Origin of the sequence: Thermogemmatispora sp., from assembly GCF_019683635.1 — a bacterium.
In the GTDB taxonomy this organism is placed as follows: domain Bacteria; phylum Chloroflexota; class Ktedonobacteria; order Ktedonobacterales; family Ktedonobacteraceae; genus Thermogemmatispora.
This window is the reverse complement of sequence record NZ_JADGIA010000131.1, coordinates 1-14,471: the sequence shown is the minus strand read 5'-3', so window position 1 is coordinate 14,471 and position 14,471 is coordinate 1. Positions and strand designations below refer to the sequence as shown.

Sequence of the window (14,471 nt, the reverse complement as noted above, 5' to 3'; positions counted from 1 at the left end):
GAGTCAGCGGTTCGGAGGGAGGAGGGGCAGTGTTGGTAGAAAGAGGGCGCCGGGCAGGGGGGGTGGAAGGCTGCCGGCGCTGTGAGCGGAGGCAATCAGGAAGAGGAAGACGAAGACCAGGAGCAACACCGCCAGAGCGATGGCTGTCAGCACGATTGCCGTGCGCAGGCTCAGGCCCTTCTCGGGCAGGGAGAGCGGCCACCCCTGGGATTGAGCGGCGTGGGTAGAAGGAGAAGGAGCAGTGGAGGCGGGGGACGGTCTACGTCGTGTGCGTGTCAGTCCTCCCTGACCGCGGGCATCGCTGACGACTGGTGCTGAGGAAGCGGCCTGTACGCGAGTCGATGGGAGCACCAGGCGCTGTGGTTGCTCCTGACTGGCCTGACTTCCAGAGCGTGCCGAACGAGCCGGGCCGCCTGGGGCCTGCAGGCTGGTCCAGCCGCAGCGAGGACAGCCTGTCTGTGAAGAGGCCAGTGGCATCTGACAGACAGGACAGCTGACGCCGGGCGTGCTGGTGCGAGCCTGATGCAGATCCTCATAGAGCTGGGGCAGGTCCGGCTGCGTCTTATGAGGGTCGACAGCGCGCCCTCTTTCCGCTGTGGGGGCAGACGGCTCCTGACGCGCTGACTGCAGCTGCTCCAGTACCTGTCTCAGCTCGGCCTTGAACTCTGCCACTGACTGATAGCGCTCCGTAGGCTTGAGTGCCATTGCGCGCTGAATAATGGCGTTGAGCCGCTGCAGTATCTCCGGCGGTAACATAGCAAGCTGAGCCACATGGCGTGGCATGCGCGTGCCGCGTGTGGGGCGAGCGGCCTCGAAGCGGAAGGATTTGCCCGCTTTCTCCTCTGCCAGCAGGCGAGCCAGCTGTTCCTGAAGCGAGGGCAGGCCGGAATGTCCCTGCTGGAGCGCCTGATTGCGGGCCGAAACGCTGGCTGGCTCCTGCATCGTCAACGCGAAATACAGAGTCCCACCCAGGGCGTAGACGTCGGAGCGGGGGTCGGTGCCGCTCCCGCCGGGATACTGTTCGGGCGGAGCATAGCCGGGCGTGCCTTGATGGCGGGCGAAGAAGAGCGTGCGTGCGCCGTCAGCCACCGCCTTAGCGTTGCCCAGGTCGACCAGATAAGCGGTCCCGTCGGACGTAATGCGAATATTGTCGGGCTTGATATCGCGATGGATCACCGGCGGTTGCTGACTGTGGAGAAACTGGACAGCGTCGCAGACCGCCAGCAGCCAGCCCAGAATCACAGGCAAAGGAATAGCCTCATCGTGCTGGCGAGCCAGACGCAGCTGCTCGGTCAGGTCGCGCCCTTCGATATAGCTCAGCACTACGTAGTAGCGTCCGCGTTCGCTAAAGGCATCGATAAAACTGGGCAAATGGGGATGGTGGAGACGGCTGAGCACGCGCGCCTCATGCTGGAGCTGGGCCTGGCCACTGGCACCGGTGACCAGATATTCTTTCACCGCACAAGGCTGATTCGTGCGCAGATCCACTGCCAGGTAGACATGGCCGAAGCCGCCACTGCCCAGGGCCCGTTCGATGCGGTACTGGCCACGCATGATCGTCCCCGGCGGGATGGTTTCGATCATCATAGATGCTCTCTCTTCCTCCAGTTATCGCTCGGCTAAGAATAGGGAGAGGCGGCGCCCCACGAGGCCCCGCTGCATTATAACACTCCTGTCGCGTCACTGTCATGGACACACGCTACAATGGCTAGCTCGCTGGCTGCGAGAGAGACGGACTGGCAGGCAGTAGCCTCCCCAGCCGGGCGCAAATCGCCATGTTCTCCGAGGCCCTCCAGGAGAGACAAACGCCCTTGTTCCCCTTTTCTTACCGATGAACCTGTCCCCGGAGACAAAGCGCCTTTTTTGGGGCCTTGGCTGCGGTTGCAGTGGCCTTGCGTGCGCTGTCTACCGCCCCTCGCATGGGCCAGGCCAGCTCATCTACACAGGCGTGCATTGGCTGGTGCCGAGGCGACCTGGACGTGCTATGCTAACAACACTCCTGTTTTTCTTACTATCCCAGTCGCGCCCGGTGGCTCTGCTTTGCCTGAAGCAGCCGGGATGCGGGCCTTCTGAACCTGAACTGAAAGGGAGAGTGAACGAACGGATGCCTGTGGAGAGCTTGACCAGTGGCTTGCTCTTCGATGAGCGTTTCCTGGCCCATGATGCGGGGGTTGAGACCTCTGTGCAGACCCGCGAGGGAAGCTTTCAGATCGATCCAGAGCCACATCCCTCGGACGTGGCCATTATCAAGCGCACCTGGCAGTTTTTGGAGCGTTCTGGCCTCCTCGGGCGTATGCGGCACCTGCGTGCGCGGCCCGCCCGTGAGGAAGAGCTGCTCCTCTATCACACGCGCCCCTATCTCGACGGTTTGCAAGCGCACGCCGCGGGTGGACCGCGACAAGGCGACTGGGGAGAAATCGACGAAGATACACCGGTGAGCGCCGCCTCACTAGAGGCTGCCCTTTGCGCTGCCGGTGGGGCCTGTCAGGCCGTGGAGGCCGTGATGAGTGGAGCAGTACGCAATGTCTACGCGCTGCTGCGACCGCCCGGTCATCATGCTGAGCGTAACCGGGCCCTCGGCTATTGTATCTTCAATAACGTGGTGATCGCTGCCGAGTACGCGCGCCGTACATACGGGCTGGAGCGCATTATGATCATCGATTGGGATGTCCATCACGGCAACGGAACCCAGGAGGCTTTCTATGCAGATCCGGGAGTGCTCTTTCTCTCGCTGCACCAGCGTGACTGGTATCCCCGCCTGTCGGGTGAGTTAGAGCAAGTTGGGAGGGGGGCCGGCGTGGGCTACACTGTGAACATCCCCCTACCGGCAGGCACAGGTGACCGCGGCTATATTGCTGCCTTTGAGCAGCTGGTGCTGCCGATCGGTCTGCGCTATCGCCCGCAGCTGATCCTCATCTCGGCAGGCCAAGATGCGAGCTGGCTTGATCCGCTGGCGCGCATGATGGTGACGCGGCAGGGGTTCCGACGCCTGAGCGAGCTGGTTGCGGCTCTGGCCGATGAGGTCTGCGAGGGGCGCCTGGTTGCCCTGCAGGAGGGCGGATACAGTCGCGCCTACGTGCCCTACTGCACTGCGGCCATCGTCGAGGCTCTGCTCGGCGTTGATCTTGGCATTGTCGATCTCTACGCCGGAGCCTGGGAGCTGGAGCGCAGCGCGACCATCTTTACGCAAGCCACTCGCCAGGCCCTGGAGGAGGCTCGACGCTGGCATCGTCAATGGTGGCCGCTGTGAGGTGAGATCAAAGGGGGAGAGGAGGTGGAGATGGGGAGGTGGTCAAGAGCGACCCGACTTGGCTTGGCTGCTGAGGGCGGGTGGTGGGGTGCAGTTGGGTGGCTTCACGAGACATGGCATGGCACAGAAAGGATCATCGCGTGTTGAATCGCAAGGGTGAGGGGCGCTGGCGCCTCCGTGGCTATCTGCTGGTTGGATTGGCCTCGCTCCTCTTTGGTTTCAATGGGAATCTCGCGCGCAAGCTGTTCGATGAAAGCGCGCTAACGCCACTGACGCTGGTGGAATGGCGCATGCTCATTGGGGGGGCCTGCCTGCTGGTATTGCTGGGCGTGGTCCAGCGTGGGAAGGTCTTGCCACCGCGCCGGAGCTGGGGCTGGCTGCTGGCCTTGGGCCTGGCAATGGCGACAGTGGCCTATAGCTATTTCATGGCTATTAGCCGTCTGCCGGTGGCCATCGCCCTGGTCATCCAGTTCAGTACCCCGGCCTGGCTGGTGCTCGGTGAGGCGCTCTGGCGACGTCGCTGGCCGGCCCTGCCGGTACTGGGGGCCTTGCTGCTGGCCGGAAGCGGTCTTGTGCTGGTGACGGGAGCCTGGCAGCAGCGGTTCCTGCGTTTGGATGGCCTGGGGGTGCTCTATGCGTTACTCTCGATTCTCTCTTTTGCCGCCTACCTGTTGCTGGGACGACGGGTTGGGCGTGAGCTGCCGGCCCTGAGCGCGACGACCTGGGGGGCAATCGTCGCGGCCCTCTTCTGGCTGCTCGTGCAACCGCCGTGGCATATACCGCTCGCTAGCCTGCAGCCGGGTCTGTGGCCGGCATTGGTAGCAGTAGGGATACTGGGTATGGCACTACCGTTCCTGTGCGAGCTGGCGGCCTTGCACTATCTGGATGCGGGCCGGGTGGGGATCGCCGCCATGTTAGAGCTTGTAGCAGGCAGCGCCATCGCCTACGTCTGGCTTGGTGAAGCATTGACTCCTGACCAGCTTCTTGGAGGGGTGCTTGTCATGCTCGGCGTGGGGCTCCTTCATTACGAAGAGCTGCGTCGTCAGGCCAACGGTACCATTCCACCAGCAGAGCTGTCGCCAACCGGAGTGGAGGAAGACTTTGGAGGCCAGCCAGGTCGCGCAGACATTCCCTTCGACCTGGCTGTAGGTCAGGGACAAGACGGCCAGGGAGGGCCGGGATCAGCGAGACGAGGGTGAGGGCCAGAGGAGGTTGGGTGAGGCCAAGCGCCGCCGTGAGGGAGGACTTAGCGAATCGACTTCTCGCGATTCGGGTCCTCGCGCTCCTGGCGGTAGGTCTCGTAGGCTTCGCGTACCAGACGGCAGATCTCCTGGGGATCATCCGAGACGCGCAGCAGCTCGGCATCGCCTGGGGAAATCTTGCCCTCGGCCAGCATCGTATGGTGCAGCCAGTGCAGTAAACCGCCCCAATAGCGAGAATCGTAGAGGATCACCGGGAAATGGCTGACCTTACGCGTCTGAATCAGGGTCAGGGCCTCGAACAGCTCATCCATAGTGCCGAAGCCGCCCGGAAAGATCACGAAGGCGTTGGAGTATTTCACGAACATGGTCTTGCGAACCATGAAGTAGCGGAAGTCGATTGAGATATCCAGGTAGGGGTTCGAGGCCTGCTCGAAAGGCAGTTCGATGTTGCAACCAATGGAGAGATTGCCCCCTTCCTGGGCTCCCTTATTGGCGGCCTCCATAATCCCTGGCCCGCCCCCGGTGATAATAGCGAAGCCTGCCTGTGCCAGCAGGCGCGCGGTCTCCACAGCAGCGGCATAGGCGGGATCATTAGGCCGGGTGCGAGCCGAGCCGAAGATGGCCACTGCTGGAGGAATATGGGCCAGCGCGTCGAAGCCGTTGACGAACTCACTCATAATGCGAAAGACGCGCCAGGGGTCGGTGATGGTAAAGTCAAAGTGGAGCGCGCGCTCCAGGGCATGCTCATCGGCCTGGATCTGCTCGCTCGGAGGTGGTTCTGATGGACTCACCAACGGACGTGTTGGGCGCGTCAGCAGGCGTTCATCTTCGGTCATAGGCCGGCGCTTGCTCTGGAACGAGCGGAAGCGCTCTGCCGCCTTGCGGCTCCGATGGTTAAACTGGTTGCCTTTCGACGGCTGATGCTGCGACGGTGAATGATTATGATTGCGACTCATCGTCCTTCTTCCTCACGGATAATGCGGTCCTTTTGCTTATTGCTCTGACTGTTGGCCGGGCTGGCTGCTAGCTGCCGTGGCGGAGGGCGAGCCGAAGGGACGCCACTTTAAAACAATGGTAGAGAGCGGCGGCAACGTCAGCACGATTGACTGCGGGCAGGACTGCCAGGCGAGCGGAGTGCTAGGAAGCGGCTGAGGATTGCCGAGGCCACTGCCACCATAGCGCAGATCATCGCTATTGAGCACCTCATAGTACTCCCCGGCAAAGGGAGCCCCAACGCGATAGCCGAAGCGTGGCACGGGTGTGAAGTTACAGATGAAGATGAGCGTTTCCTCCGGGCGCTGGCTGCGGCGTTGGAAAGAGATCACGCTGTTCTCGCTATCGTGGCAATCGATCCAGGCGAAGCCCTCCGGCTCGCAGTCCAGAGTGCTCAAGGCCGGCTCCTGCTGGAGGAGGCGATTCAGGTCGCGAACGAAGTCGCGCAGCTGGGCGTGATGTGGATCGCTGGGCGGCTCCAGCAGATGCCAGTCGAGGCTCTCACGATAGTTCCACTCGCGCCACTGGCCGAACTCGCCGCCCATAAAGAGCAGTTTCTTGCCCGGATGCCCCCACATGTAGCCTAAGAAGGCGCGCAGGTTGGCAAAACGTTGCCAGAGGTCGCCCGGCATCTTGGTCAACAGCGACCCCTTCATATGGACCACCTCATCGTGAGAGAGCGGCAGCACGAAGTTTTCGGAGAAAGCGTATGTCAGAGAGAACGTGATATTATTATGATGATAGCGGCGATAGATAGGGTCAAGGCGCATATATTCAAGCATATCATGCATCCAGCCCATATTCCACTTCATGCTGAAGCCCAGTCCTCCGACGTAGGTGGGGCGTGAAACCAGCGGCCAGGCAGTGGACTCCTCAGCGATAGTCAGAGCACCCAGCTCCTCGGCGTAGACCGCCTCGTTCAGTTGGCGCAAGAAATCGATGGCCTCCAGGTGCTCGCGTCCGCCGTAGCGATTCGGGACCCATTCCCCGGGGCCGCGCATATAGTCCAGGTAGAGCATTGAGGCCACGGCGTCGACGCGCAACCCATCGATATGGTACTCGCGCAGCCAGAAGAGCGCGTTGGCAATCAAGAAATTGCGCACCTCGCTGCGACCATAGTCGAAGACCAGCGTGCCCCACTCGCGGTGTTCCCCCTTGCGGGGATCGGCGTACTCATAGAGGTGGGTGCCATCGAAGAGACTCAAGCCGTGGGCGTCCCGGGGGAAATGAGACGGCACCCAATCGAGAATGACGCCAATGCCCTGCTGATGGAGATAATCGACAAAGTACTGGAAATCCTCCGGACTGCCGTAGCGACTGGTGGGGGCATAGTAGCCAGTCACCTGGTAGCCCCAGGAGCCATCGTACGGATGCTCCGCAATAGGAAGCAGCTCGATATGGGTGAAGCCCAGATCCTTGACGTAGGCGGCCAGGGCGTGAGCCAGCTCACGGTAGGTCAAAAAGCGATCCTCCTCGACGGCATCGGGGCGATGGCGCTCGGGGACATGGCGCCAGGAGCCTAGATGCACCTCGTAGATCGAGAGAGGAGCGGAGAGCCGCTGGCGTGCCGCTCGCTGGCGCACCCACTCCTCATCGTGCCAGCGGTAGCGACGCAGGTCGGCGACGATGCTGGCAGTCGCAGGGCGTAGCTCAGCGGCAAAGGCGTAAGGATCGGCTTTCTCCAGAACCTGGTGATTCACCCGCGAAACGATTGCATATTTGTAGAGCGCGCCCACCTGCACGCCGGGAATAAAGCACTCCCAGACGCCCAGCTCACGGTGACGGAGCTGCATCGGGTGAGCGGAGCGATTCCAGCCGTTGAAGTCGCCGATGACAGAGACAGACTCGGCGTTGGGAGCCCAGGTAGCAAAGTGTACCCCGCTGATCCCATTGACCACACGTGGGTGGGCGCCCATCTTGTCGTAGAGACGATACTCCCGACCTTGCCCGAAGAGATAGAGATCAAACTCACTGAAGAGCGAGGGGACGGATTGACTGTTAGTCGGCTGCTGGGCGTGTGCTCCATCCTCAGAGACTGTTGACATGGCCTTCCATTCCATCCAGGCGCGAGATTGGTTCGGCTCCGTTCTGCTCGCTTTTGGTTCCGGCTCATCCAGAGCACAGAGAACAATTCTAGCATAACACAGAAGGCAAGAGAGACCCCCCCTTTCCTCGCTCAGCTTATCGAGAAGCAGGCTTGAGCGCCTGGGCTGCCGAGCGCGACGACCCAGGTCCAGAGGGCAGGGAGGCTGACTTGCCTTCCGTGAGATTTGGTGTACAATTTGAGGACATGTGAGTGATGTGAGGGCTTCTGGCATGCTCTAGAGAAGCCTGGCCAACCAGCCCGTCACCAGGGTGCGGCAGATCAGGCCGTAGCCGGACGAGATCACCGAAGGATGCCGCTGGGCAGTGAGACAAGCGAGCAGATGTCGACGGAGGGGCTCGCCTGGCTCCCTACCTGGCCGGCCACTCGTCAGCCGGGTGAAGCAGGCGGCGGTCGGCGCCGCTCTACTGGAGGAAAAGGGCGGACGAGTGAAGGCGTGGCCTGTCTGAGGTGGCCTGTACCGCCTGGTTGGCGAGCTTGTGACGTGAGGAGGTCGGTGGCTGGTTTTCAGGAGCATGGCATGATCACGAAGGAGGCCAAGTCATGAGCATCGACCTGGCAAAGATGAAGGCATTGCTGGAGGCAAAACGTGACGAGCTGCGGGCGGACATTGCCCAGCTGACTGCTCCTCCGGCCTCAGCGGAGCCGTTGCCCCAGGATAATGAGGACTCGGCAACCGAGATTCAGACCTATCAACAGGAGCAGTCGATTCTCGAAAACGAGCAGGCCCTGCTAGCGGAGGTCGAGGCGGCGCTGGCCCGCATTGAGGAGGGGACCTACGGGCTGTGTGTGAGTTGCGGACGCCCCATTCCTGAGAAACGTCTGGAGGCCATTCCGTGGGCTGCGCGGGATGTGCAGTGCGAGTCTCAGCGCCAGGCTGGCCGCGAGAGCTTCGCTGGCTAATCTCGGAGCGGGCCAGCGCCGCAGCTACGCTCCGCCCTCTCTGACTGGCGGTCCGGCGGCTATGGCCGGGCAGCCGGGGGGATGTCATGACCGGCAAGGAGCGGTCCACGCAGGACGTCTGTAAGTCTGCTAGCGGACCGCTCCTTTTCAAGCGAAAGAAAATCGGCTACAATACAATAGCCCTTGTGAACGCACATACACGACAAGAAAGGCCGGCGATCCAGCCTGAAGAGCCGGCCTGATCAGCCGAGGCGGAGGAGGCAGCGTCTCCTGAACGTCGGAAGCCCGACGAACAAGCTGGACCGAGCGAGAGAGAAAGGAAGAACAAAGAGCAGTGAGCGCGCGTCGTGCACGTCTCTACGATCTGCTAGCCCTGCTAGTGATGGTCCTCATTGTTGCTCTCGACCAGTGGACCAAGGCGCTCGTGGTTAGCTATCTGAGTCCTCCCGACAGTGGGCGCGTGGTTCCGCTGCTGGGTGAATATCTGTCCCTCTATTACACTCGCAATAGCGGAGCGGCCTTCGGCCTCTTTGCTAATAGTGTGGTGCTGGCGGGCCTGATTGCCGTAGCGGTAGCAGTCGTCATCACGCTCTATCTACGCGGCTTGAACTCGGGGCCACTGAGTTACAAGCTGGTCTTCGGGCTGATTATCGGCGGGGCAGTCGGCAACCTCATCGATCGTGTGCGGCATGGCGGCTACGTGGTTGACTTTATCCTCTTCCGCATTCCCCAGATCGGCTTTCGGTTCGCCGTCTTTAACCTGGCCGATTCGGCCATCACGGTGGGGGTCATCCTGCTCCTCCTGCTGATGGTAGTAGGCGCACTACCACGGACCTCTGGCTCAGGTGAACAGTCTCCCGCGCGGGGAGCGACGGAGGCGGAGATCGAGCGGGCACCAACAGAGCAGGCGGCGACCTCGCCAACGCTACGCCCGGGACAGCCCCCGGCCAATTCTCATCGCTAAAACCCTGTCTCTAGACGCTCAGCGCGGAAGGAGCGTAAGGAAGGAGTATGTCAGCCCCCGAATCCAGATTTTACCGTCTTCAATCAGGACAAGAAGCCGTGTCAGCAGAATCTCACAATGAAGTGCGCAGATACGAGATTGGCCCCGCAGAGGCCGGCCAACGCCTGGATCGCTTTGTACAGCAGCTACTGGCCCCGCTTTCACGGACAGCGGTGCAGCGTCTGATCGAAGAAGGGGCGGTGCTCGTTAACGGAGAGCGCGAGAAGGCGGGCTATGCACTGCGGGCCGGCGATGTGGTCGAGATCCTCTGGCAGCTGCCCCAGCGCGTGACGGAGGTAGCGCCGCGTGCGCTGCCCCTGGAGATTGTCTACGAAGACGATGATCTGCTGGTGGTCAATAAGGCAGCCGGGATGGTGGTGCATCCTGCCCCTGGCCACGAGGAGGATACGCTGGTCAATGCTTTGCTGGCCTACCGCCCCCAGCTGCGCGAGGTTGGCAGTGGGGAACGTCCTGGACTGGTACATCGCCTGGATAAGGATACTTCGGGGTTGCTTCTGGTGGCCAAGCATCAGCAAGCCCTGACGGCTCTGGCCGATATGATGCAACGACGCCAGATCCACAAGCGCTATCTCGCCCTGGTGGTGGGCCAGGTGCCGCTTGACCAGGGCACGATCGAGGCCCCCATTGGGCGCGACCCGCGCAATCGCCAACTGATGACAGTGACCGCCCACCATAGCCGTGAGGCACGGACTCATTTTCGGGTCGTGCGTCGTTTCGCACAGCATACGCTCTTGTCGGTCGAGCCAGAGACGGGCCGGACCCATCAGATCCGCGTCCACCTGAAGGCCATCGGCTATCCTGTGGCAGGCGACCCGGTCTACGGGCGCAGCAATCACCGCCTGCCTGGCCTGACGCGCCAGTTCTTGCACGCCGCACAGCTTGTCCTGCCCCATCCAGTGACGGGAACAACGCTGAAGCTAGAGGCCCCACTTCCCGCCGATCTGCAGGCTGTTCTGGAGCGGGAAGAGTTGCTCTGAACGCAGTTCATTCCGCTTGCCGAGCGGCCTCCCGCCCTCTCCTTCCCACCGCCGGGAAAGTTGCTTATAGGCCCCTGGCAAAAACCAGGGGGGGATGCTACACTATCCTCAGCAAAGGGAGCCTGGCCTCCCTCGCAGGTGAGGGAAGCAACAGCAGGCCAGGCCTGCGAGTCCCGCGCTGCCCGTAGAGTGATTGGCTATCTCATGCTTCACTTCGCCCATGTGTGACGTGTTTGCTTCCAACGGCAGCACCTCGGCGGCAGCTCCTCGTCTTGAGCAGCGAGCCGCGGGCACATGCCTTGCTCTGCGGACGAACCCAATGAGACACACACATCGCTAGCATTCTTGTTCCTCCTGTTCATCGCTTGTAGGAAGCTCTTCTCCTCCCTCTTGACTAGAACATATGTTCTATGTTACCCTGGCAGGAGAAGGAGAGAAGAGACGACAGGCGGAAGCCAACGCGAGTGCTCCGACCGCTGTCGCTATTTCTGAGGCACTGCCCTTTGCAGTGCAAGCTTGGCTGAGAGACTGACGCTTGACGAGACGAAAGGAGAACCAGGCTATGCCTGTACTTGAAGCAACCGACAGGCTCACTCCGAAGAGTGCCCTGCGTCATCGTCCTCTGCAATCGGAGAGCGGATCGGAGCGAGCAGCCGGATCGGTGGAATCAGTAGAGCCGGTGGCGCAGCGAGCCTCGCGTCCGCGTCCAACGCTGGCCGACGTGGCTTCTGAAGAGATCGCGGAGTGGAGGAGGGTCGAGATAAAGGGAGAAGGCCAGACCGGGTCGAAGCGCTCGCTGAGGGGAGCGGGCCAGACCACAGGTGGATCGCGTGCCACGCTGACAGCGGATCGCCCCACGACAGGCACTCGTGGAGAGCAGCGGGGCCAGGCCGCAGGAGCCGCGCCGGCGCGAGAGGCGAAGACGACAGGCAAGCGAGCGCCTCAGACGCGCCGCTGGTTCCAGGCTCATCCGTTGCTGTATCTTGGGTTGGGCATGCTTTGCATGCTCCTCCTCTGGTGCCTATTGCTGCCGCTGATCTCATGGGGCCAGACAACCCTGGATGATCTGCGCTACGGGCGCCCGCGGACCTTTCAGATCGATGCCTTTGTGGGCCACAATGAGGCGGCGGGTATCCCAAGCCACTTCATTGCGCTCAATTTGAACGGTCACATCGAGATCATTGAGCTGCCAGGAGGCGATCCGGCTCATGCCCGCATCTATAGCGGTCCCCAGCTCTATGATCCAGACGCCAGTCTGGTGCCAGTGACCCTGAGCTTCGCCGATGTCAACGGCGATCACAAGCCAGACATGCTGGTGCACTTTCAGGGCACGCGCCTGGTCTTCATCAACGATGGCAGCGCCTTCCGTCCGCTGCGCCCGGATGAGCGGCCCGCTGTGCTCCAGTACCTGGAACACCATCCGAATCTCTAGCTAGGGGTGAGTGCTGGCGAACGAAAGAGCGGCCCCCGCCTGGAGTCTGGAAGGGCCGCGTAAGGAATGAGAAGGAAAGGACTGCTGTCGCAAGCTGCTACTTGCTCTCCAACACTAGCAGCTTGCGACAGCCAGTCCCTTCGTCCCTGGGTACGGGCCTGGACGCTTCCTTCGACTTGGCTCCATTCAGCCGGAAATGCTGCGCTGGCGCAGGGCCAGGTCGGCGAATCATCTTGTCAGCTCAGTTGCAGGCCCTCCCCTTCGGTGTGTGCGCTGGTACACTGACCCTGGCCAAGCGCGATGCACAGGCTCGTCGGCCCAGAGTCAGTCAGTCCAGTCGGCTGCTGAGGAACCGGACTCGCCGACTCGTGAATACACTCCTGCCAGGCTTGCTGGCAGCCTCGCGTATGGGGAGAGTGGCAGTCTGGCCAATCAGACTGATAGCGAGACCCAGAGAGCCAGGCGTTTTTCTCCTGGCGAGGTCACAGGTGAGACAAGCTCAGGAGAACCGCGGGAGGGGAGGGAGAGCACACTAGTGGTGCCGCCGCTCTCCCTGCCGCTCGCTCTCCCCATGCGCTCGTCCTTGCTGCCCCTTGGCCGCCTGGGCCAGGACAGCCCCCACGGAGAAGCCGACTCGTTTGCGCGCGGGAATAGTAATCTGCTGCCCCCCACGGATGGATTTGACTTTGCGCGGAGCAACGGTGCGCAGACTCCAGGTGCCGAAGCCCATCAGACGAACCTCGTGCCCACGGGCCAGTTCCTCGCGTACCACTTCGGTGAAGGCATCGATAACTTTGCCCGTCTCCTTGAGACTGAGGCCGGCCCTGGCCGCCGTCTGGTGAATCAGCTCGTCTTTGCCAATGACACTATGGTGCTTTTCAGACGAGACAGTGGTCATATCGGTTATTCCCTCCTTGTGCTAACGAAATGGCGCTGCTGAAGGCCATTGCGCCGCAGGGCGCCCCTTCACAACGCTTCTTGACGCAACACACGTTCCCGGTTTCGGTGAGCGTCTTTGGTCTCTCAGCGACTCACCATGCTGCCGCATTATGTGTGGGAATGGTGTTACCATCCATTTCCACTATACAGAGCCTCACCAAATACCGCAGGAGAAAGCTCCTAGCACTCCCCTTGACATGCTAGACAGGGATGGGTAAACTTGTCTACAAGATGTCTAGACAGAATAGAGCCTATTTGCAAATCTGTGCTGCCCTTGAGGAGGAGATCCGCAGCGGACGCCTGCCAACAGGCCAGCGGCTACCGGGTGAATATGAGCTAGCGCGGCGCTTCGGTGTCAGTCGCATGACCGTGCGGCAAGCGCTGGCGGAGTTAGCGCGCAAACAGCTTATTCAGACGCGAGCTGGCTCAGGCAGCTATATCACCTTTGATCATCGGCCTCTGGACTGGAGCCAGGGCTGGTCGCGAGCGCTGATGCGTCAGGGAGCACAAGTGACGACACGCGTGCTCTACTTTGGAGCAGTGGTCGAACCTGAGCTGCGGGAGCGCCTGCAAGTAGAGGCGGAGCATTTCATTGCCCTGGACCGCCTGCGCCTGCTAGAGGGGCGTGAACCGATCTCGCTGGAGCGCAGCCGTATTCCGCTGACCGAGCAGACGAGTGCTTTGTTGGATATCGATTTCGCCCATGAGTCGCTGATGGAGGCGCTGACGGGGCGTTTAGGACTGGTGCCTGCGACTGGAGAGGAGTGGGTAGAAGTGACGCGCCTGCGCACAGAGGAAGCCCATCTCTTAGGGAAGGCGATTGGAGAGGCATTCTTGCTGAGCCGGCGAGTAACACGTGACCACGAGGGGCAGGTGATCGAGCATGTTATCAGCTTGTTGGACCCGTCGCATTTCCGCCTCTATATGACCTTTGATCTGAACCAGAACGAGCGACCGCGGAGGTAGCAGCCATGCATGAAGCGCGCCGAGCAGCGCTACGCGACCAGCAAGAGATGAGGCGCCGGGCGCAAGGGGCCTTGCTGGGGCTGGCGATTGGTGATGCCCTGGGTATGCCAACGCAGATGCTGCCACGCCCGGTGGTGGCCCGGCTTTTTCCGGTCCTGGAGGGGTTTGAGGCTGGCCCCCCGCAGAATGTCATTAGTGCCGGACAGCCGGCTGGCCGAGTGACCGACGATACGCAACAGGCTCTGCTGGTGGCACGCCTGTTGGTGGAAGGCCAGGGCCATCTAGAGGGCGCGCGGTTTGTAGAGGAACTGCTCCGCTGGGCCGAGCAGGCGGAGGCCGATGGGAGTGAGCAGCTAGGGCCATCGTCTCGGCGGGCCTTGGAGGCGGTGCGCCGAGGGACGGCTCCCGAGGAGGCCGGGCGGCGGGGCGATACCAATGGGGCGGCCATGCGCATCGCACCTGTAGGGATCGCGGTGCCGCTGGAGCCGGTTGAGCGCTTTCTGGAGCGAGTTGAGGAAGTCTGTCGCCCGACTCACTTTACGGGTCTGGCGATCGCCGGTGCGGCGGCGGTGGCGGCGGTCATCAGCGCTGGCCTGGCGGGAGCAAGCTTTGTGGAGGCGGTCAACGAGGCGCGGCGTCTGGCGCGTTTGGGGCAGGGGCGGGGGGCCTATGTGGCGGGGG

The 14,471-nt window shown here is 61.9% G+C and carries 12 protein-coding genes; 8 read left to right on the top strand and 4 right to left on the bottom strand.

The window, feature by feature from the left end; all coding sequences use genetic code 11:
• Nucleotides 1-3: 3 nt before the first annotated feature.
• Complete coding sequence (locus IRZ31_RS14390) at nt 4-1,587, bottom strand: serine/threonine-protein kinase (protein ID WP_297154815.1); 1,584 nt, start codon at nt 1,585-1,587, stop codon at nt 4-6.
• A 517-nt stretch (nt 1,588-2,104) separates the two neighbouring features.
• Between IRZ31_RS14390 and IRZ31_RS14385 the strand changes: the two genes are divergently transcribed.
• Both IRZ31_RS14385 and IRZ31_RS14380 read left to right on the top strand, forming a co-directional pair.
• A complete protein-coding gene (locus tag IRZ31_RS14385) occupies nt 2,105-3,250 on the top strand; it encodes a class II histone deacetylase (protein WP_297154813.1) in 1,146 nt (381 codons plus the stop codon).
• A 140-nt stretch (nt 3,251-3,390) separates the two neighbouring features.
• On the top strand, nt 3,391-4,449 hold the full coding sequence (locus IRZ31_RS14380; protein ID WP_297154811.1) for an EamA family transporter: 1,059 nt from the start codon (nt 3,391-3,393) through the stop codon (nt 4,447-4,449).
• Between the two features lie 47 nt (nt 4,450-4,496).
• On the opposite strand, the gene IRZ31_RS14375 is transcribed toward IRZ31_RS14380, so the two are convergent.
• Together IRZ31_RS14375 and glgB are read right to left on the bottom strand one after the other, a co-directional pair.
• Nucleotides 4,497-5,408, bottom strand: coding sequence for a TIGR00730 family Rossman fold protein (locus IRZ31_RS14375; protein WP_297154809.1), 912 nt, complete (start codon nt 5,406-5,408; stop codon nt 4,497-4,499).
• Between the two features lie 36 nt (nt 5,409-5,444).
• A complete protein-coding gene (gene glgB / locus IRZ31_RS14370) occupies nt 5,445-7,490 on the bottom strand; it encodes a 1,4-alpha-glucan branching protein GlgB (protein ID WP_297154807.1) in 2,046 nt (681 codons plus the stop codon).
• A 602-nt stretch (nt 7,491-8,092) separates the two neighbouring features.
• Here glgB and IRZ31_RS14365 point away from each other — a divergent pair.
• The 4 genes from IRZ31_RS14365 to IRZ31_RS14350 all read left to right on the top strand — a co-directional run bounded on the left by IRZ31_RS14365 (nt 8,093) and on the right by IRZ31_RS14350 (nt 11,885).
• Nucleotides 8,093-8,452 (top strand): TraR/DksA C4-type zinc finger protein, encoded by a 360-nt coding sequence (locus IRZ31_RS14365; RefSeq protein WP_297154805.1) that lies wholly within the window; start codon nt 8,093-8,095, stop codon nt 8,450-8,452.
• 334 nt (nt 8,453-8,786) lie between these two features.
• A complete protein-coding gene (gene lspA, locus IRZ31_RS14360; RefSeq protein WP_297154803.1) occupies nt 8,787-9,416 on the top strand; it encodes a signal peptidase II in 630 nt (209 codons plus the stop codon).
• Between the two features lie 98 nt (nt 9,417-9,514).
• Nucleotides 9,515-10,453, top strand: coding sequence for an RluA family pseudouridine synthase (locus IRZ31_RS14355; RefSeq protein ID WP_297154801.1), 939 nt, complete (start codon nt 9,515-9,517; stop codon nt 10,451-10,453).
• 562 nt (nt 10,454-11,015) lie between these two features.
• Nucleotides 11,016-11,885 (top strand): hypothetical protein, encoded by an 870-nt coding sequence (locus tag IRZ31_RS14350; protein ID WP_297154799.1) that lies wholly within the window; start codon nt 11,016-11,018, stop codon nt 11,883-11,885.
• A gap of 532 nt (nt 11,886-12,417) precedes the next feature.
• On the opposite strand, the gene IRZ31_RS14345 is transcribed toward IRZ31_RS14350, so the two are convergent.
• The gene (locus tag IRZ31_RS14345) at nt 12,418-12,783 is read right to left on the bottom strand and encodes an HU family DNA-binding protein (RefSeq protein ID WP_297154797.1); all 366 of its coding nucleotides are present in this window, start codon (nt 12,781-12,783) and stop codon (nt 12,418-12,420) included.
• A 272-nt stretch (nt 12,784-13,055) separates the two neighbouring features.
• Between IRZ31_RS14345 and IRZ31_RS14340 the strand changes: the two genes are divergently transcribed.
• Both IRZ31_RS14340 and IRZ31_RS14335 read left to right on the top strand, forming a co-directional pair.
• Nucleotides 13,056-13,790, top strand: a complete 735-nt coding sequence (locus IRZ31_RS14340; protein WP_297154795.1) for a GntR family transcriptional regulator — start codon at nt 13,056-13,058, stop codon at nt 13,788-13,790.
• Between the two features lie 5 nt (nt 13,791-13,795).
• The coding region (locus tag IRZ31_RS14335; RefSeq protein ID WP_297154792.1) for an ADP-ribosylglycohydrolase family protein at nt 13,796-14,471 on the top strand (676 nt) is incomplete at its 3' end.